15 protein-coding genes are annotated in these 17,124 nt (G+C 58.9%); 7 read left to right on the plus strand and 8 right to left on the minus strand.

What is annotated here, in order from left to right; genetic code table 11:
- Window positions 1-14: 14 nt before the first annotated feature.
- A complete protein-coding gene (gene tesB, locus ACYASS_RS09865; protein WP_463585999.1) occupies window positions 15-884 on the plus strand; it encodes an acyl-CoA thioesterase II in 870 nt (289 codons plus the stop codon).
- Window positions 881-1,471: an HAD family hydrolase gene (locus ACYASS_RS09870; protein WP_463586000.1), complete on the plus strand. Its 591-nt coding sequence runs from the start codon at window positions 881-883 to the stop codon at window positions 1,469-1,471. Before tesB ends, ACYASS_RS09870 begins: the two co-directional genes overlap by 4 nt.
- A gap of 232 nt (window positions 1,472-1,703) precedes the next feature.
- Here ACYASS_RS09870 and ACYASS_RS09875 read toward each other — a convergent pair whose 3' ends face one another.
- From ACYASS_RS09875 to ACYASS_RS09900, 6 genes are all read right to left on the minus strand, one after another.
- Entirely contained in the window at window positions 1,704-2,690 is a 987-nt protein-coding gene (locus tag ACYASS_RS09875) for an alpha/beta hydrolase (RefSeq protein WP_463586001.1), read from the minus strand.
- Between the two features lie 4 nt (window positions 2,691-2,694).
- A complete protein-coding gene (gene ypfJ / locus ACYASS_RS09880) occupies window positions 2,695-3,573 on the minus strand; it encodes a KPN_02809 family neutral zinc metallopeptidase (protein ID WP_243245107.1) in 879 nt (292 codons plus the stop codon).
- A 154-nt stretch (window positions 3,574-3,727) separates the two neighbouring features.
- Window positions 3,728-4,672 (minus strand): LysR family transcriptional regulator, encoded by a 945-nt coding sequence (locus ACYASS_RS09885; RefSeq protein ID WP_243245105.1) that lies wholly within the window; start codon window positions 4,670-4,672, stop codon window positions 3,728-3,730.
- Between the two features lie 71 nt (window positions 4,673-4,743).
- Window positions 4,744-6,273 carry a tripartite tricarboxylate transporter permease gene (locus ACYASS_RS09890; RefSeq protein ID WP_463586002.1) on the minus strand — a complete coding sequence of 510 codons (1,530 nt, stop codon included), beginning with the start codon at window positions 6,271-6,273 and terminating at the stop codon, window positions 4,744-4,746.
- A complete protein-coding gene (locus ACYASS_RS09895; protein ID WP_463586003.1) occupies window positions 6,270-6,803 on the minus strand; it encodes a tripartite tricarboxylate transporter TctB family protein in 534 nt (177 codons plus the stop codon). Before ACYASS_RS09895 ends, ACYASS_RS09890 begins: the two co-directional genes overlap by 4 nt.
- Window positions 6,804-6,863: 60 nt before the next feature.
- Window positions 6,864-7,877: a Bug family tripartite tricarboxylate transporter substrate binding protein gene (locus tag ACYASS_RS09900; RefSeq protein ID WP_463586004.1), complete on the minus strand. Its 1,014-nt coding sequence runs from the start codon at window positions 7,875-7,877 to the stop codon at window positions 6,864-6,866.
- A 454-nt stretch (window positions 7,878-8,331) separates the two neighbouring features.
- On the opposite strand from ACYASS_RS09900, the gene ACYASS_RS09905 reads away from it, so the two are divergent.
- The 5 genes from ACYASS_RS09905 (at window position 8,332) to araD1 (ending at window position 14,305) form a co-directional block, all read left to right on the plus strand.
- Window positions 8,332-9,681, plus strand: a complete 1,350-nt coding sequence (locus ACYASS_RS09905) for an MFS transporter (protein WP_243245098.1) — start codon at window positions 8,332-8,334, stop codon at window positions 9,679-9,681.
- A complete protein-coding gene (locus ACYASS_RS09910) occupies window positions 9,674-10,630 on the plus strand; it encodes an amidohydrolase family protein (protein ID WP_463586005.1) in 957 nt (318 codons plus the stop codon). The genes ACYASS_RS09905 and ACYASS_RS09910 overlap by 8 nt, the downstream gene beginning before the upstream one ends.
- A complete protein-coding gene (locus tag ACYASS_RS09915; RefSeq protein WP_463586006.1) occupies window positions 10,627-11,631 on the plus strand; it encodes a 4-hydroxythreonine-4-phosphate dehydrogenase PdxA in 1,005 nt (334 codons plus the stop codon). The genes ACYASS_RS09910 and ACYASS_RS09915 overlap by 4 nt, the downstream gene beginning before the upstream one ends.
- 380 nt (window positions 11,632-12,011) lie before the next feature.
- A complete protein-coding gene (locus ACYASS_RS09920) occupies window positions 12,012-13,187 on the plus strand; it encodes an L-rhamnonate dehydratase (protein WP_255881633.1) in 1,176 nt (391 codons plus the stop codon).
- Window positions 13,188-13,309: 122 nt separating this feature from the next.
- Window positions 13,310-14,305, plus strand: coding sequence for an AraD1 family protein (gene araD1, locus ACYASS_RS09925; RefSeq protein WP_463586007.1), 996 nt, complete (start codon window positions 13,310-13,312; stop codon window positions 14,303-14,305).
- A 107-nt stretch (window positions 14,306-14,412) separates the two neighbouring features.
- Here araD1 and trmA read toward each other — a convergent pair whose 3' ends face one another.
- Both trmA and ACYASS_RS09935 read right to left on the minus strand, forming a co-directional pair.
- The gene (trmA, locus tag ACYASS_RS09930) at window positions 14,413-15,504 is read right to left on the minus strand and encodes a tRNA (uridine(54)-C5)-methyltransferase TrmA (RefSeq protein ID WP_463586008.1); all 1,092 of its coding nucleotides are present in this window, start codon (window positions 15,502-15,504) and stop codon (window positions 14,413-14,415) included.
- The gene (locus ACYASS_RS09935) at window positions 15,501-16,796 is read right to left on the minus strand and encodes an NCS2 family permease (protein WP_463586009.1); all 1,296 of its coding nucleotides are present in this window, start codon (window positions 16,794-16,796) and stop codon (window positions 15,501-15,503) included. Before ACYASS_RS09935 ends, trmA begins: the two co-directional genes overlap by 4 nt.
- Window positions 16,797-17,124: the final 328 nt, after the last annotated feature.

The following is a 17,124-nucleotide window of genomic DNA, read 5'->3' on the forward strand; positions in this document are numbered from 1 at the left end:
GTAAGGAGTAATGAATGAGCCAAGTGTTGGATGATCTGGTTGCGCTGTTGAGCCTGGAACCGATTGAAGAGAACCTGTTCCGTGGTCGCAGTCAGGACCTTGGCTTTCGCCAGTTGTTCGGCGGTCAGGTATTGGGCCAGTCTTTGTCGGCTGCCAGCCAGACGGTCGAAGATGCGCGGCATGTGCACTCGTTGCACGGGTATTTCTTGCGTCCGGGCGACGCCGGCCTGCCGGTTGTGTATCAGGTTGATCGAGTGCGTGATGGTGGGAGTTTCAGTACGCGCCGTGTGACTGCCATCCAGAAGGGCCAGCCGATATTCACCTGCAGTGCTTCGTTTCAGTACGACGAGCAGGGCTTTGAGCACCAGACCTCAATGCCGCAAATCGTCGGTCCGGAAAACCTGCCTTCGGAGCTGGAGTTGATGCAGCAGCGCGCGCATCTGATCCCGGAGAACATGCGCGACAAGATGCTCTGCCCAAAACCGATCGAGTTTCGCCCGGTCACCGCTGTCGATCCTTACAATCCGCAGCCCACTGAAGCGGTGAAATACATCTGGTTCCGTACCGACGGAGCGTTGCCGGAAGTCCCGGCGCTGCACAAGTACCTGATGGCTTACGCATCGGACTTCAACCTGCTGACGACTTCATTGCTGCCTCACGGCAAGACGGTCTGGCAGAAAGATATGCAGGTCGCCAGCCTTGATCACTCGTTGTGGTTTCACGGAGATCTGCGGGCTGACGACTGGTTGTTGTACGCGATGGATAGCCCATGGGCGGGCAACTCCCGTGGTTTCTCCCGTGGCAGCGTGTACAACCGTGCCGGGCAACTGGTGGCTTCGGTCAGTCAGGAAGGTCTGATCCGGCACCGCAAGGATTGGGCATGAGCCTTTCCGGGATCAGCCACTGGGTGTTCGACATGGACGGTACGCTGACCGTTGCCGCTCATGACTTCCCGGCCATCAAGCGTGCACTGGATATCCCGCAGGATCATGACATTCTCGGGCATCTGGCGGCGTTGCCTGCAGATGTCGCGGCAGCCAAGCATGCCTGGCTGCTGGAGCATGAGCGCGAACTGGCTCTTGCGTCCAAAGCTGCGCCCGGCGCGGTGGAGCTTGTTCGGGAGTTGGCCGGACGTGGTTATCGCCTGGGCATCCTGACCCGTAACGCCCGGGAACTGGCCCACGTGACGCTTGAGGCCATCGGTCTGGCGGATTGCTTTGCGGTGGAGGATGTTCTCGGTCGCGATGAAGCACCGCATAAGCCCGATCCGGCTGGCTTATTGCACCTGGCCGACGCCTGGCAAGTGCCTGCCTCACAGATGGTGATGGTCGGCGATTACCGCTTTGACCTGGATTGCGGCCGCGCTGCCGGTACCAAAACCATTCTGGTCAACCTGCCGGAAAACCCCTGGCCGGAATTGGCGGATTGGCATGTGCAGGATTGCGGGGAGATACGGACACTGCTGGATTGACGCCTCGCGAACAAGTTCGCTCCTACCGGCTGGCGCGGTGTCGGGTAGGAGGCAACTTGTTGGCGAGAGGGGTTACTCGGTGGTTCAGGTCTGACGCTTCGCGAACTAGTTCGCTCCTACCGGCTGGCGCGGGGTCGGGTAGGAGGCAACTTGTTGGCGAGAGGGGTTGCGCGGTGGTTCAGGTCTGCCGCTTCGCGAACAAGTTCGCTCCTACCGGGGATTGGTGTTCAGATCAAAAATCCTTGAACAACACCGCCTGGCCCTGCGGGGATGTGAAGATTCCATCGCCGCTGTGGCCTACATTCGGTACCACGATCAGGCGCTGATTCAGGCCGTCTGGATGGCGTTTCTGCAAGTACTTGAAGTAGTTCTCGCCGCGCTCCAGACGCTGGGTGCCTTGGGCTTCAGCGCCGCAGGTCTTGTCCAGGGCCGGGTGTTTCGGATCAGTGTCGTGCTGACCGAGCAGGTAGGTTACGTCACGTTTCACGTAATCGTCTTCAATGTCAGCGGTTTTGACTTTGCCCGCATACGGCGGCATTCCGTTCAGACCGTATTTCCACTCGTTGAAGCCCGGGCAACTGGCTTTGGTCACCGGCATTGGCCGCTCTGTATCGAAATAGGCATAGGACGAGGGGTTGGCAATCACGTAGCGCAACTTGATGCCTTCTTTCGTCAGCAACACGTCCTCTTTGCCGCCCAGCATCACGTAACGCTGGACCACTTGCGCGCCACCGGAATGCCCGGCGATAACGATTTCCTTGAGGTTCGGGAACAGCTTGCTGTCACTCAGGCGGCGCAGAATATGGTCGATGACCAGAAACGAACTGACCGGTTTGGGCCCTACAGAGTTTTCGCCCGCCATCCACTGATTCCCGTGCCAGCGCAATATGTTGTCGCCCAGGTGGTGCGCGGTAATGTCCTTCTCATCCAGGAATTGCGGCGCGATCAGCAGGGTCTTGGTGCGCTGTTTTGACTGATTGGCAGCGCGTTCGATGCTGCGCAGGTAGGTAGGCGCATTACGCAACCGGCCATGCAGCACAATCACTGCACGCTCGATCTGAGGGCGAGGTTGTTTCCAGTTCAGGCTCATGCCAAGCGTCGCCTGAGCGCCGTTGATTGTCAGGCGCTCCGGGCTGATGGATTTGACCGCCTGATCCTCGGCGTGAGCGTTGAAACTCAGAAGGGCACTTAACGACAGGATCAGTAGCGGTTTTATCATGTGATCAGAGGCTCTTGGCGGCGAAGGTGTCGCACTGGTTGAGTTGACCCTGGGAGAAGCCGGTTTTGAACCAGCGAACCCGTTGGGCGGAGGTCCCGTGAGTAAATGAGTCTGGCACTACGCGGCCTTGACCCTGTTGTTGAAGGCGATCATCGCCAATGGCGTTGGCTGCATTCAAGGCTTCTTCAATATCACCCGGCTCAAGCCAGTTCAAACGCTTTTGTGCGTTATAGGCCCAAACGCCTGCCAGACAGTCGGCCTGAAGCTCCTGGCGAACCAGCAAACCGTTGCTGCCTTCCATGCGCTGGCCACTGCGGCGGGCGGCATCGACTTTTTCAGAAACGCCCAGCAATGTCTGCACATGGTGACCTACTTCGTGAGCAATCACATAGGCCTGAGCAAAATCCCCCGCAGCTTTGAAGCGTTGTGACATTTCGCGGAAGAACTCCATGTCCAGATACACCTTCTGGTCAGCCGGGCAATAAAACGGTCCGCTGGCTGATGTTGCAAAGCCGCACGCAGACTGCACCTGGCCGCTGAACAGCACCAGCGTTGGATCTTTGTATTGGCGGCCGCCCAACTGGAAGGCTGCGCGCCATGTGTCTTCGGTATCGCCGAGAATCGAACGGACGAATTCTGCCTGTTCATCGTTGGCTGGCGGGGCCTGACGTGTCTGGCTGGACGGTGGTGCCTGAGTTGCCTGGCCGGTGAGCTGGCCGAGAATCTGCATCGGGTCCTGACCGGTCAACAGACCGATAGCCACAATGATGATCACGCCACCGATGCCGAGTCCCTTGCCGCCAATGCGCATCCCACCGCCGCCGCTGCTGCCGTCCCGTGCGTCCACGACGTTATCGCTGCGCCGACCCTTTTTCCATAGCATGTGGGAATCCTCTTCTTATCCTGTAAGGAGTGTCGCTGCTACCCACACATCGCGCCAGTCTGATTGTCAGACGCATTAGCTGAATGGGAGTTGAACGACGTACATCTAGCGCAGGAGTAGAGAGGGGCAGGGGGGAATTAGTTCGAGGCCGTGTTCAACTGCGTACAGCACGTTGTTCACTTTTGACCGAGTTCATGAACGCTTGCATGGCTGAGGACTGAACGCGGTGGCGGCGCGTGATCAGCCCATAAGGCGGTAGACGCGCTTCGAATTTGATCGGCAACACGGCCAGCAGGTCGCGCCCCGGATAGTCCTCGACCACTGACACCGGCGTTACACCCAGCATGTCGGTCTGTTGGACCAGTGACAGCAAGGTCATGATCGAGGTGGTTTCAACAATACTGCTGGGGATGTCGACGCGTGCGTTGTGGAACACCTGATTGATGATCGAGCGCATCGGACTGGGGTGCTGTTGCAGAACCCAGGTCATGTTCTGCATGTCGGCCCAGCCCAGATGGGTGGCATCGGCCATGGGGTGATTGGCGCCAGCCACCACGCAGAGTTCTTCTTCGCCCAGGCTGTCGAACAGGAGTTCTTCAGCCCGTGCGCCGCCAGGTATCCGGCCGAGTACCACGTCCAGTTGGTCCTGTAACAAGGCCTGAACCAGCACATCGCTGGTATCGACCTGAATACTCATGGACAAACGCGGATGGCTTTTCTTCAAGTCAGCGATAGTGCGGGTCAGCAGCCCTGAGGCCAGGGCGGGGATTGCGCCGACTGCCACCCGGCCAAGGTTGCCGGATTCCAGCGCTACCAGTTCTTCACGCATGCCGCTCAGTTCGGCAAACACCATGCGCGCGTAATAGATCACGGTTTCGCCAAACTGCGTAGGGCGCATGCCTCGTGGCAGGCGCTCAAATAGCTCGACGCCGAGCAGGTCCTCGGCTTCGTGGAGCATTTTGGTCGCAGCGGGCTGAGTCATACCGATATCGTCCGCCGCCCGGCGCAACGAACCCAGCTCCTGAAGCGCCAGCATCAAACGCAACTGGCGCAGGCGCAAGCGGCTGTGAATGACGTTGGCATCAGGAATTCGGGTCATGGTCGCCGCTCGCAGAAAAGTCTGGGGCTGAGCCTGACAAGAAATATCAGGGCTTACTAGCCCCTTCCTAATCACTGAGCTGATTTCGCTTTGGCGGCGTGACGCGTGCGCCAACCCAATGCATTGCGGATCCCGCTGGAAATCAACGGCCAGAACAGCATCACCATGGCCGCGGTGGTCAAACTGCCCACCAGCGGGTTTGACCAGAAAATACCCAGCTGGCCATCGGAGAACAGCATCGACTGGCGGAAAGCGTCTTCAGCCTTGTCGCCCAATACCGCCGCCAGCACCAAGGGTGCAATCGGGTAGCCAAGCTTTTTGAACAGATAACCCAACGCGCCAAAGACCAGCATCAGGCCGACGTCGAACAGCGAGTTATGCACTGAGTACGCACCGATCGCGCAGATCATGATGATGATCGGGGCAATGATCGAGAACGGTATGCGCAGTATTGAGGCAAACAGCGGCACGGTTGCCAGCACCACGATCAGGCTGACGACATTCCCCAGATACATACTGGCGATCAGGCCCCAGACGAAATCATGCTGCTCAACAAACAAGGTCGGGCCAGGATGCAGGCCCCAGATCATCAAGCCGCCCATCATCACTGCGGCAGTGGCCGAGCCAGGTATGCCCAGCGTCAGCATGGGCAGCAGAGCGCTGGTCCCTGCTGCGTGGTCGGCCGTTTCCGGTGCGATCACGCCTTCCACTTCACCCTTGCCAAAGTTGTCGCGGTTTTTCGAGAAGCGCCGCGCCAGGCTGTAGCCCATGAAGGACGCAGCTGTCGGGCCGCCCGGCGTGATGCCCATCCAGCAGCCAACCAGCGTGCTGCGCAAAATCGTCAGCCAGTAACGCGGCAATTTGGCCCATGTACGCAGAATCGTCATCGGCGTGATACGCGCATGCTCGCCACGGAATACCAACCCTTCCTCAACGGTGCAGAGAATTTCACCGATACCGAACAGGCCGATCACCGCCACTTCGAAGCTGATGCCGGTCATCAGGATCGGTTGATCGAAGGTCAGGCGCAGGTTGCCGGACACCGTGTCCATGCCGACTGCAGCCATGGCGAAGCCGATCATCATCGCAACCACGGTTTTCAGCGGCGGGTTTTTGCTCATGCCGATGAACGTACAGAACGCCAGGAGATACACCGCGAAAAACTCCGGCGAGCTGAACGACATGGCAAATTCGGCGATCCGCGTCGACAGGAAGGTCAGCAACAGCACGCCAGCCAGTGCGCCGATCAGTGCCGAACTGAATGCGGCGGTCAGGGCTTCGGCTGCACGGCCGTCGCGGGCCATTGGATAACCGTCAAAGGTGGTCGCCACCGATGACGGCTCGCCGGGAATATTGAACAGAATCGAAGTGATCGATCCGCCGAACAACGCTCCCCAGTACATGCACGATAAAAGAATGATGGCCGAGACTGGCGACATGGTGAAGGTCAGCGGCAACAGCAGGGCCACGCCATTAGGTGCGCCGAGGCCGGGCAGCACGCCGACAAGAATGCCCAGCAGTACACCGACCACCATCAGGCCGATATGCCCAGGGGTAAGGATCAGGTTCATGCCATGCAGCAGGGAATCGAACTCGGTCATTGCATCGATCTCCCGGCCATTGCCAGCCAGTCACCGACCGGACCTGCGTCCAGAGGCACTTTGAACCACAACGCGAAAATCAGGTAGCTGGCCAGTACCGCGCCGCCAGACACCGAGCAGATCACCCATTTGCCGTAAGGTTTGGCCCGTACCCGGTCGCGCCACATGAACCAGGCGATAAACACCGCCGACGCCATATAGATGCCAGCGAACGGCATGGCGGCCACGAACAGGGCAATCGGTATGAATACCGACAGCACCTGACGGAACTGACCCCGGCTGACGAACGAAACGCTTAGCGCCTGCCAGCGAACCAGCGTGAGGACGATGTTGCCCAGGCTGGCGCAGCTCAATAGCAGGCCAATGTAGAAGGGGAAGTAGCCTGGCTCCGGGCCAGCGTCTCCCCAGCCAATGCCTTGGTCGAGGCTGCCGTACATCACGACTGCGCCGATCAGCAGCGTGAACAGCGCGAGGCCGAACTCGACCCAGCGAGTGCCGACCAGCGCAGATGTTTCAGAAGAATGGGGCATGGAGCACCTCCAGAGATAACTACCGGGCGAACACCCGGCAGTGGGGCCTGATCAGTCAGATCACTCGCGCAGCCAGCCAGCGTCCTTGAACACCGGTGTAACGCGGGCCGTGTCCTGCTGGATGTAGGCACTCAGTTGCTCGCCTTCGAGGAAGGTCGGCACCAGTGCGTTCTGTTTGACGTAGGCCTTGAACTCAGGAGCTTCGGAGACTTTGCGCATCAGCTCGGTATAGAACGCGCGTTGTTCAGCCGTGACTTTGCCCGGCATGAACACGGTGCGCGGGAAGCGATACTGCTCAACGCCCAGGCCTTGTTCGTGGCAGGTCGGTACGTCGGCCCAGGATTTATCACCGGCGACTTTGTCGGTGTAGCCCATGCGCTCTTTACTGAACACGCACAGCGGCTGGACCTGATCACCGCGCCACTGACTGATGCTTTCGCTTGGGTTGTTGACGTTGGCGGCGATGTGTTTGCCAGCCAGTTGTGTAGAAGCTTCGCTGCCGCTTTTGAACGGGATGTAAACCAGTTTGCTGCCGGTGGTTTTATTCAGCAGCAGGGTCAGGGTCTGGTCCACGTCTTTGGACTGGCTGCCGCCCATGCGCAGTTTGGATGGGTCGGCCTTGACCGTCTCGTAGAAGCTTTTAGCGTCTTTCCACGGTGCGTCTTTGTAGGTCCAGAGGATGAAGTCGTCTTCAGCGACGGCGGCGACCGGGGTCAGCTCTTGCCATTGATAACCGAGCTTGGAGACCAGCGGCAGCAGGTAAATGTTGTTGGTGCCAATCACCAGTTTGTCTGCATCGCCTTCGGACATTTTGAGGTCCAGAAATGCTTCAGCTCCGTTGCCGCCGCCTTTGTTGAGCACCACGGTGTTGACGTCCAGCAGCTTGTGGGTGGTGATGATCGACTGGATCAGACGACCGAGCTGATCAGTACCGCCGCCTGGGCCGCCAGCAACAATGATTTCAACGTTTTTATCGGGTTGCCAGGCATTGGCCAGAGCGGGAAGAGTGCCGGCGCAAACGAGTGAACAGCCGAGCAGAAAACGGGACGCGCGTCGAAGAGATGCGGTTCGCATGATGATGAAACCTCTATTTTTTGTAATTGTTTTTTGAGCGATCTGCCGGATACGGTAACCGGTGAATCTTGGGTCGAGTGTGGGAAGCTATCGCGGCGGCGTCTACTCAAAACATTGGATACACCGATAGCCTGGGGTTATCGGTTGGCGAGTTTGGAGGCGTGTCAGTGATATCTGGAAATAAAGAATTTTATGGGCTGCCGAAGAAGTCGGACTGTAGGAGTGAGCTTGCTCGCGATGGCGTCCAGTCAGTTCATGTTGAGGTCGACTGATAGATCCAATCGCGAGCAAGCTCACTCCTACAGTTTCAATGTTTGCCAAAAAGCCATGTGGTCCTAGCGATATCCAAGGGTTATCACCGTATGTATTTTTTTGATTAGACGGTTATCGCTTCGCCTCTGATAGTGAGCGCCACAGCAACACCTACAAAAACAATAAAAACGAGGTAAGCACCATGGATCGTTCCAGTGCCCCCGTGCATCTGTCTGACGCAGGTGCCTCTGCAGCTACCGGCAATCCGGCGGTCGCCACCACGGCGCGAGCCACTACAGTGCGCTGGCGGATCTTTGCCATCATTTTCCTGCTGACCATGGTCAACCTGATCGACCGGGTCTCGCTATCAATCGCCATGCCGACCATCGCCAAAGAATTCGAACTGTCGCCGAGCATGCAGGGCCTGATCCTCAGCAGTTTCTTCTGGGCCTATGCGCTGTTGCAGATCCCCGGTGGCTGGATGATTGACCGCTTCGGTCCGCGTCGCGTCATCACTTGGTCCACCGGTTTATGGGGGACTTTCCAGGTGCTGGCAGGGTTCGCCACAGGTGGAGTTTCGCTGCTGTTTGCGCGGATGTTTCTCGGGGCGGCGGAAGCGCCGTTGTTCCCGTCTGGCGGCAAGCTGATTTCCCTATGGCTGGCCCCCAGCGAGCGCAGCCGCGGCGCCGTGATGATGGACAGCGGTAGCCCGCTGGGTGTCGCGCTGGGCGGTTTGATAATCGCCTACCTGATTGCCACCCTGGACTCGTGGCGTATGGCATTTGTTATTGCCGGGGTCGCGACCTTGTTGCTGGGCTGGGTGTCCTGGCGTTATCTGCGTGATGATCCATCGGTACACCCGCAGGTCAATCAGGCCGAGCTGGACAAGATCAATGCGGGCCGCGCCACCCCTGCTGCAGAGGCGGCCCGTGCGCCGGTCAAAGGTCTGGGCATCGCGGCACGTTCGCTGACCGGCTTGCTGGTCGGACGCTCCAGTTGGGCAATGGTCTATTTCGGTTTGCTGACCTGGGGACCAAGCTACCTGGCCCAGGCGCGTGGCTTCGACATCAAGGGTATTGGCGCAGCAACCTTCGTGATCTTCATTTGTGGCGCGCTCGGCTCGCTGACCGGTGGTTTTCTGTGTGACGGCCTGATTCGCAAAGGCGTACGTCGAGGTCTGGCGGTCAAAGGTCTACTGACCTTCTCCGGGCTGATTGCACTGGCTGCGCTGGTACTGTTGCCGACCCTCACTGACCCGTTTGCGGCCGTCGGCCTGTTGGCGATGACGGCGTTCTTCCTGATGTGGGGCAGCCTGTACTGGAGCTTCCCGGCCTTGCTCGCTGCACCGGCCCGGGTGGGTCTGATCGGCGGCGTGATGAATCTGGCGGGGAGCATTGGCGGGATCTTCGTGCCGATTCTGGTCGGGGTGATCCTGCAGTTCTTCGGTGGCTTTGGTGCGGTACTGGCATTCTTTGCCGGTTGCGCGGCACTGTTCGTGCTCGCCACCCTGTTTATCAGCCTTGACGGTCAGCGCGAGGTGGCAGATGTCTGAGTTGTGGAGCGGGCCGATTGTGGATGCCCATCATCATTTCTGGGATCCGCAGGTCAATCATCATCCATGGCTGGCCCCGCAAGCCAGCATCCCGTTTCGCTACGGTGATTATTCAGCGATCAAACGCCGTTACTTGCCGCCAGAATATTTCGGCGATGTGGGCGAGCATCGGGTGGTGCAGACCGTCTACGTCGAAACCGAATGGGATCCGCGTGACCCGATTGGCGAGACGCGCTTCGTCGAGCAACTCGCCGCGCGTTACGGGGTGCCCAATGCGATTGTCGCGCAGGCCTGGCTGGATCATTCGGATGCAGTGGATCTGTTGCGTGCTCAGGCCTCGTTTCAGTGCGTGCGCAGCGTGAGGCACAAGCCTGGAGGGCCTACATCACCTGAGCAGGTGGGGTCGCAGTTGAGCCTGATGAGCGACGAACAATGGCGGCGCAGCTTTGCCGTTCTGCACGGGCTGGGCCTGCATTTTGACTTGCAGACGCCCTGGTGGAATCTTCCTGAGGCGGAACGGCTGGCGCGAGACTTCCCGGACACCACGATCATCCTCAATCACGCCGGGCTGCCGTCTGATCGCAGCGAGCCGGGATTGGCCGGTTGGCATGCCGCCATGAGCCGTTTGGCCGAGCAGCCCAATGTCGTGGTGAAGATTTCCGGTCTCGGGCTACCGGGCAAGCCTTGGCGTGCGACGGATAACGCCTGGATCGTCCGGGAAATCATCGCCATGTTTGGCCCGGACCGGGCGATGTTCGCCAGCAATTTTCCCGTCGACAGCCTGTGTGGTTCTTTCGATGACATCTATAGCGGCTTCAAGCAGATCGTTCGCGATTTGCCGCAGGCCGACCAGCAACAGCTTTTTTACAGCAACGCGCGACGTATCTACCGTTGCGAGCCTTCAGCCACTGCACAGACGTGGCCCGAACAGATGAGGAATCAAGCATGAGCAAGACCCGAATTGCGATGGTACTGGGTGACCCAGCAGGCATTGGTCCTGAGCTGATTGCCCGTTTGCTGGCCGAGCCACAAGTACGCAGCCAGGCGCAGGTGATCCTGATCGCCGACGAAGCGGAAATGCAGCGCGGCATGCAGATCGCCGGTAAGGAATTTCCTTATCGTCAGATTGAGTCTCTGCAAGACCTGAACTTCACCGACGACACGCCGCTGTTCTTCAACTATCGCGGTGATGCGGCAGGCGATTTTCCGCGTAGCGAATCCAGTGCTATCGGCGGCCGTTATTGCCTCGATACACTGAAAATTGCCGTTGAGCTGACCGCCGCCAAAACCACCGATGCGGTCTTGTTCGGCCCGCTGAACAAGACCTCGCTGCACATGGCAGGTATGGCGCACAGCGACGAACTGCATTGGTTTGCCGAGCTGCTGGGTTTCGACGGGCCGTTCTGTGAGTTCAACGTGCTGGATAACCTCTGGACCTCCCGCGTGACGTCTCACGTGGCGCTGTCCGCTGTGCCGGGCATGCTCAATCAGAATCGTGTGGTCGAGGCGATTCGTCTGATTGACACGGCGCTCAAACGCAACGGCCTGGAGCGTCCACGTATAGGCGTCTGCGGTCTCAACCCACATAACGGCGACAACGGTTCGTTTGGCCGCGAAGAACTGGACATCATTGGTCCAGCAGTCAAGACCGCGCAGGATCAGGGCATTGCCGCCGACGGGCCGTACCCGGGCGATACGATTTTCCTCAAGGTGCAGGGCGATTCCAGTGCCTTCGATGCGGTGGTGACCATGTATCACGACCAGGGGCAGATCGCGATCAAACTGATGGGCTTCTCCCGTGGTGTGACGGTGCAGGGCGGCTTGCCGATTCCGATCACCACACCTGCGCATGGTACCGCCTTTGATATCGCGGGGCAGGGCAAGGCCAATGTTGGCGCTATACGCCAGGCGTTCGAAATCGCTTGCCGGATGGGGCGACATTCTTACTGAATCAACCGAAACTTTTTTGCCGCAGACCGGTTTTCTCAACGGTCTGCGGTTTTTTATTTAACGAGGATCTGTAGGAGTGAGCTTGCTCGCGATAGCGTTGTTTCAGTCACCAGATTTAGCGACAGGTATACCAAATCGCGAGCAAGCTCACTCCTACAGGATCTCTGTTTTCTTCGCGGTAGAATTTTGGACGCACCTATAACTCTCGCGCCCAACATCCCTCCAAACCGATCACCCCAGGCTATCACCGGATACGCATAAGTGATTAGCCGACACCTCGCCCAACTGGCTAAATTTCCCCATCGACCTGTCGATCAACAACTACAAAAAGCCGGTCCCGCGCCATGCAGGACATACCGGCACACAAGGAAAAGCAGTCCATGAAAATCAAAGCGATCCGTACCCGCGTCTTCGAATGGAAAGGCAAAGTCGTACCCCCTCAAGCGCACTTCTGCACCAATGCCAGCGATATTCTTTTCGAGCGTGGCGACGCCATGGGCTCGTTCCGTTTTCATGGCTGGCTGGTCGTTGAAGTCGAGACTGACAGCGGTATCGTCGGTATCGGTAACTGCGCTCTGGCACCGCGTGTGGCCAAAGAAATTATCGACACTTACCTGGCCCCCATCGCCATTGGCGAAGACCCGTTTGACAACGAATACATCTGGCAAAAAATGTATCGCCAGAGCCACGCCTGGGGCCGTAAAGGCATCGGCATGGCGGCCATCTCGGCCATCGACATCGCCATCTGGGACATCATGGGCAAGGCCGTGAACAAGCCGGTCTTCAAACTGCTGGGCGGGCGCACCAAGGAAAAGATCTGGACCTACGCCTCCAAGCTCTATGCCAATGACAACCTTGACCTGTTTCTCGAAGAAGCTCAGGGCTACCTGAATCAAGGTTTCACTGCGCTGAAAATGCGCTTCGGTTATGGCCCTAAAGACGGCCCGGCTGGCATGCGTCGCAACATCGAGCAAGTGCGCGCGCTGCGTGAACTGGCTGGCCCCGACGTGGACATCATGCTCGAGTGCTACATGGGCTGGACCCTGGAATACGCCCGTCGCATGCTGCCGAAACTGGCCGAGTTCGAGCCGCGCTGGCTCGAAGAACCGGTGATCGCCGATGACATCGAAGGTTATATCGAGCTGAAGAAGATGGGCATCATGCCGATCTCCGGCGGCGAGCACGAATTCACTTCGTACGGCTTCAAGGATCTGCTGGAGCGCCGCGCTGTGGACGTGATTCAGTACGACACGAATCGCGTGGGTGGTATCACTGCGGCCCGCAAGATCAACGCCATGGCTGAAGCGTGGTCGGTGCCGGTGATCCCTCATGCCGGGCAGATGCACAACTACCACCTGACCATGTCCACTACCGCCTCGCCGATGGCCGAGTTCTTCCCGGTATTCGACGTCGAGGTGGGTAACGAGCTGTTCTACTACGTGTTCAAGGGCGAACCGCAGCCGGTCAACGGTTATATCCAGCTGGACGACAACAAGCCGGGTCTGGGGCTGGAAATCTCCGACGAGTACCTGAGCGATTTCAACATTATCGAGTAATGCTCGATTGTAGGAGTGAGCTTGCTCGCGATGATGTCGGTACATCCGATGCATCTCTAGAGGCAGGTCTGGCCCTTCGCGAGCAAGCTCACTCCTACAGATCTAATTCTGTGGAGATAACCATGCGCCTTATCCAATTTGAAACCCAATCCGGTCAACGCCAGGTCGGCGTCGTCGACGGTGACCGGGTCAACGTCGTACGTGAAACCCAAAGCACCCGCGAGTTGGCGTTGACGGCGATTCGCGCCGGTAAAAGCCTGGTCGATGAAGTGGCCAGCCGTGGCACTGAGCCTGGCCCGGATTACGCTTCATTGCTGCACAACCGCCAGATCCTGCCACCACTGGATCACGAAGATCCGGCGCATTGCCTGATCAGTGGCACGGGCCTGACTCACTTGGGCAGCGCGTCGGCACGGGACAAGATGCATCAGCATGATGGTCAGGTCGAAGCGGGCATGACCGACACCATGAAAATTTTCAAGTGGGGCATCGAGGGCGGCAAGCCAGCGGCGGGTCAGGTCGGTGCTCAGCCTGAATGGTTTTACAAAGGCGATGGCAGCATCGTTGTGCGGCCGGGGGCCGATTTTCCGGTGCCGTCATTTGCTGAAGATGCGGGCGAGGAGCCTGAGCTGACGGGCCTGTATGTGATCGGCGACGACGGCCAGCCTTATCGTTTGGGCTATGCCTTGGGTAACGAGTTTTCCGACCACGTCATGGAGCGCCGCAATTATCTGTACCTCGCACATTCCAAGCTGCGGTATTGCGCTTATGGCCCGGAGTTGCGGGTAGGCGAACTGCCGCGGCATCTGTCCGGCATGAGTCGGGTTTCGCGCGATGGCGAGGTGCTGTGGGAGAAGGAGTTTCTCAGTGGCGAAGACAACATGTGCCACAGCCTGGCGAACCTTGAGTATCACCACTTCAAGTACGCGCAGTTCCTGCGCCCGGGGGATGTGCACATTCACTACTTCGGCACCGCGACCCTGTCGTTTGCCGACGGCGTGAAGACCCGGCCCGGTGATCGTTTCCAGATCAGCCTGGATGCGTTTGGTGCACCGTTGGAGAACGGGATTGGCGAGGGGCCACAGGCGGTGGGGATTGGGCAGGTAAAGGCGTTGTGAGGAGCTGCTGAGATTCCTGTGGGAGCAGAGCTTGCTCGCGATATGTTCAACTCGGTCTCAGACACCGCGTTGAACATATCGCGAGCAAGCTCTGCTCCCACAAGACATTAGCGCCTTACCAGCAACACCCCGGATTCCATATGGTGGGTATACGGAAACTGATCAAACAGCGCGCAACGCTCGACACGATGCGTGTCGTTGAGTTGGGCGATGTTCGCGGCCAGGGTTTCCGGGTTGCACGAGATGTACAGGATGCGCTCGAAGCGGCGGGTCAGCTCACAGGTGTCCGGGTCCATCCCGGCGCGGGGCGGGTCGACGAAAACGCTGCCGAAATCATAGCTCTTCAGGTCCACGCCATTCAGGCGTCGGAACGGACGCACTTCATTCAGTGCCTGAGTCAGTTCCTCAGCAGATAAACGCACCAGCGTTACGTTATCCACCGCGTTGTCGGCCAGGTTGCTCAATGCGGCGTTTACCGAAGTTTTGCTGATCTCGGTGGCCAGCACCTTGCGCACGCGGGTCGCCAGCGGCAGGGTGAAGTTGCCGTTGCCGCAATACAGCTCCAGCAAATCATCTTCGCGGTCGCCCAACGCGGCGTACGCCCAGTCGAGCATCTTCTGGTTCACAGTCCCGTTGGGCTGAGTGAACGCGCCTTCAGGTTGACGGTAACTAAAGGTGCGACCAGCGACTTCGAGCTCTTCAGTCACGTAATCACGACCTATGACCAGACGCTGACCTTTGGAGCGGCCAATCAGGCTCACGTCCAGCTCGGCGGCAAGCTTTTCAGCCTCGGCCATCCACTCGTCGTCCAGCGGGCGGTGATAACACAGGGTGATCATCGCATCGCCCGCCAGCGTGGTCAGAAAGTCCACCTGGAACAGCTTGTGGTTGAGCACCTTGCTGGCTTCCCAGCGGTCGCGCAGCACCGGCATCAAGGCGTTGATGCGCAGGCTGGCGATGGGCAGCCCATCCAGCAGGATCGGGTTCTTGTTGTCGCCCGGGGTGAACATCGCGTAATGACGCTTCTGGTCTTCGCGCCACAGGCGGAACTCGGCGCGCAGCCGATAGTTGGCCGTCGGCGAATCGAAGATTTGAGGTTCAGGCGCGTCGAACGGCGCGAGCAGTTCACGCAGGCGGTCGGCTTTGGCCTGGAGCTGACTGTCGTAGCTCGCAGGATCGAAAGGAATGCTTGCACTCATGCAGGGAACCAACCCAATTTGATAACGAACAGAATCGACAGGATCACCAGCGCGGGATTCAGCTCACGCCACCGGCCTGACAACAATTTGATGCCTGTCCAGGCGATGAAACCAAAGGCGATGCCATTGGCGATGGAATAGGTGAACGGCATCGCCAGTGCAGTGATCACGACAGGCGCTGCAACCGACAGATCATCCCAGTCGATTTCGGCCAGACCGGAGGTCATCAGCACCGCAACGAACAGCAGGGCAGGAGCCGTGGCAAACGCCGGAACACTGCTTGCCAAAGGCGCGAAGAACAACGCCAGCAGGAACAGGATTGCGACGACGATGGCGGTCAAACCGGTACGGCCGCCCGCACTCACGCCAGCAGCTGATTCGATGTAACTGGTGGTGGTCGAGGTGCCCAACAGCGAACCGGCCATGGCGGCCGTGCTGTCGGCGATCAACGCACGGCCCATTTTCGGCATGTGACCGTTCTTGTCCATCAGCCCGGCGCGTTTGGCGACGCCGATCAAGGTGCCGGAGTTGTCGAACAGGTCAACGAACAGGAAGGCGAAGATCACGCTGATCAAGCCGACATCAAAAGCGCCCTTGATGTCCAGTTGCAGGAAGGTCGGCGCCAGCGAAGGTGGCATCGAGACCACGCCACCGAATGGCGTGAAGCCCAGCAGAATCGAGACGATGGTCACGGCCAGAATACCGATCAGCACGGCGCCACGAACGTTCAGTTTTTCCAGCGCGACGATCAGGAAGAAGCCCAGTGTGGCGAGAACCGGTGCCGGTTGCTTCAGATCACCCATGCCGACCATGGTGGCCGGGTTGCTGACCACGATGCCAGCGTTGTGCAGGGCGATCAACGCCAGAAACAGACCGATGCCTGCGGCAATCGCCGAGCGTAGCGGCAGCGGGATGCTGTTGATGATCCATTCGCGGATGCGAAAGATCGACAGGATGAAAAACATCACGGCCGAAATAAATACCGCGCCCAGGGCGACCTGCCAGGTATGGCCCATGTGCAGCACGACGGTGTAGGTAAAGAACGCATTCAGGCCCATGCCCGGCGCAAGCGCAATCGGGTAGTTGGCGATGATGCCCATGGTCGCCGAACCAATGGCTGCGGCAAGGCACGTGGCGACGAACAGCGCGCCCTTGTCCATGCCGGTTGCGCTGAGGATGCTCGGGTTGACGAACAGGATGTAGGCCATCGCCAGAAAGGTCGTGACGCCCGCGAGAATCTCGGTGCGCACGTTGGTGTTGTGTGCCTTGAGTTGAAACAGCCGTTCCAGCATGTCTGGCTCCCGGTGACGCGCCTGCGCCGTGAATGAATCGACTAGAACAGCAAAGCACAGACTGCCGAAGCGGCCCGCGGATTTTGTGCTGGTCGGAAAAAGCCGCGCATCATACCAGCCGAATGTGTTTGTGACTGCCTGCCGATGACTGGTGGGTTGCTGCATTCTTCAGATTTCTCTGAAACAGTGCTGGGCAGCGGTTCGCTGTAGATCTCATCGACTGCATCGCGGGCAAGCACCGCTCCCACAGGTCAGCGTCTGGCGCAAATTCCTGTGTGAATCCTGGCTTACAGGCTGGCGTGCATCCTGTGTGCGGTGCTTGCCCGCG

Source organism: Pseudomonas sp. HP_14, from assembly GCF_055283875.1.

Bases quoted from the DNA above. Each gene is read 5' to 3' on its own strand.
- ACYASS_RS09895 (WP_463586003.1), bottom strand. From the start codon at position 6,803: ATGCCCCATTCTTCTGAAACATCTGCGCTGGTCGGCACTCGCTGGGTC.
- ACYASS_RS09890 (WP_463586002.1), bottom strand. From the start codon at position 6,273: ATGACCGAGTTCGATTCCCTGCTGCATGGCATGAACCTGATCCTTACC.
- ACYASS_RS09935 (WP_463586009.1), bottom strand. From the start codon at position 16,796: ATGCTGGAACGGCTGTTTCAACTCAAGGCACACAACACCAACGTGCGC.
- ACYASS_RS09915 (WP_463586006.1), top strand. From the start codon at position 10,627: ATGAGCAAGACCCGAATTGCGATGGTACTGGGTGACCCAGCAGGCATT.
- ACYASS_RS09870 (WP_463586000.1), top strand. From the start codon at position 881: ATGAGCCTTTCCGGGATCAGCCACTGGGTGTTCGACATGGACGGTACG.
- ACYASS_RS09905 (WP_243245098.1), top strand. From the start codon at position 8,332: ATGGATCGTTCCAGTGCCCCCGTGCATCTGTCTGACGCAGGTGCCTCT.
- ACYASS_RS09885 (WP_243245105.1), bottom strand. From the start codon at position 4,672: ATGACCCGAATTCCTGATGCCAACGTCATTCACAGCCGCTTGCGCCTG.
- trmA (WP_463586008.1), bottom strand. From the start codon at position 15,504: ATGAGTGCAAGCATTCCTTTCGATCCTGCGAGCTACGACAGTCAGCTC.
- araD1 (WP_463586007.1), top strand. From the start codon at position 13,310: ATGCGCCTTATCCAATTTGAAACCCAATCCGGTCAACGCCAGGTCGGC.
- tesB (WP_463585999.1), top strand. From the start codon at position 15: ATGAGCCAAGTGTTGGATGATCTGGTTGCGCTGTTGAGCCTGGAACCG.
- ACYASS_RS09920 (WP_255881633.1), top strand. From the start codon at position 12,012: ATGAAAATCAAAGCGATCCGTACCCGCGTCTTCGAATGGAAAGGCAAA.
- ACYASS_RS09910 (WP_463586005.1), top strand. From the start codon at position 9,674: ATGTCTGAGTTGTGGAGCGGGCCGATTGTGGATGCCCATCATCATTTC.
- ACYASS_RS09875 (WP_463586001.1), bottom strand. From the start codon at position 2,690: ATGATAAAACCGCTACTGATCCTGTCGTTAAGTGCCCTTCTGAGTTTC.
- ypfJ (WP_243245107.1), bottom strand. From the start codon at position 3,573: ATGCTATGGAAAAAGGGTCGGCGCAGCGATAACGTCGTGGACGCACGG.
- ACYASS_RS09900 (WP_463586004.1), bottom strand. From the start codon at position 7,877: ATGCGAACCGCATCTCTTCGACGCGCGTCCCGTTTTCTGCTCGGCTGT.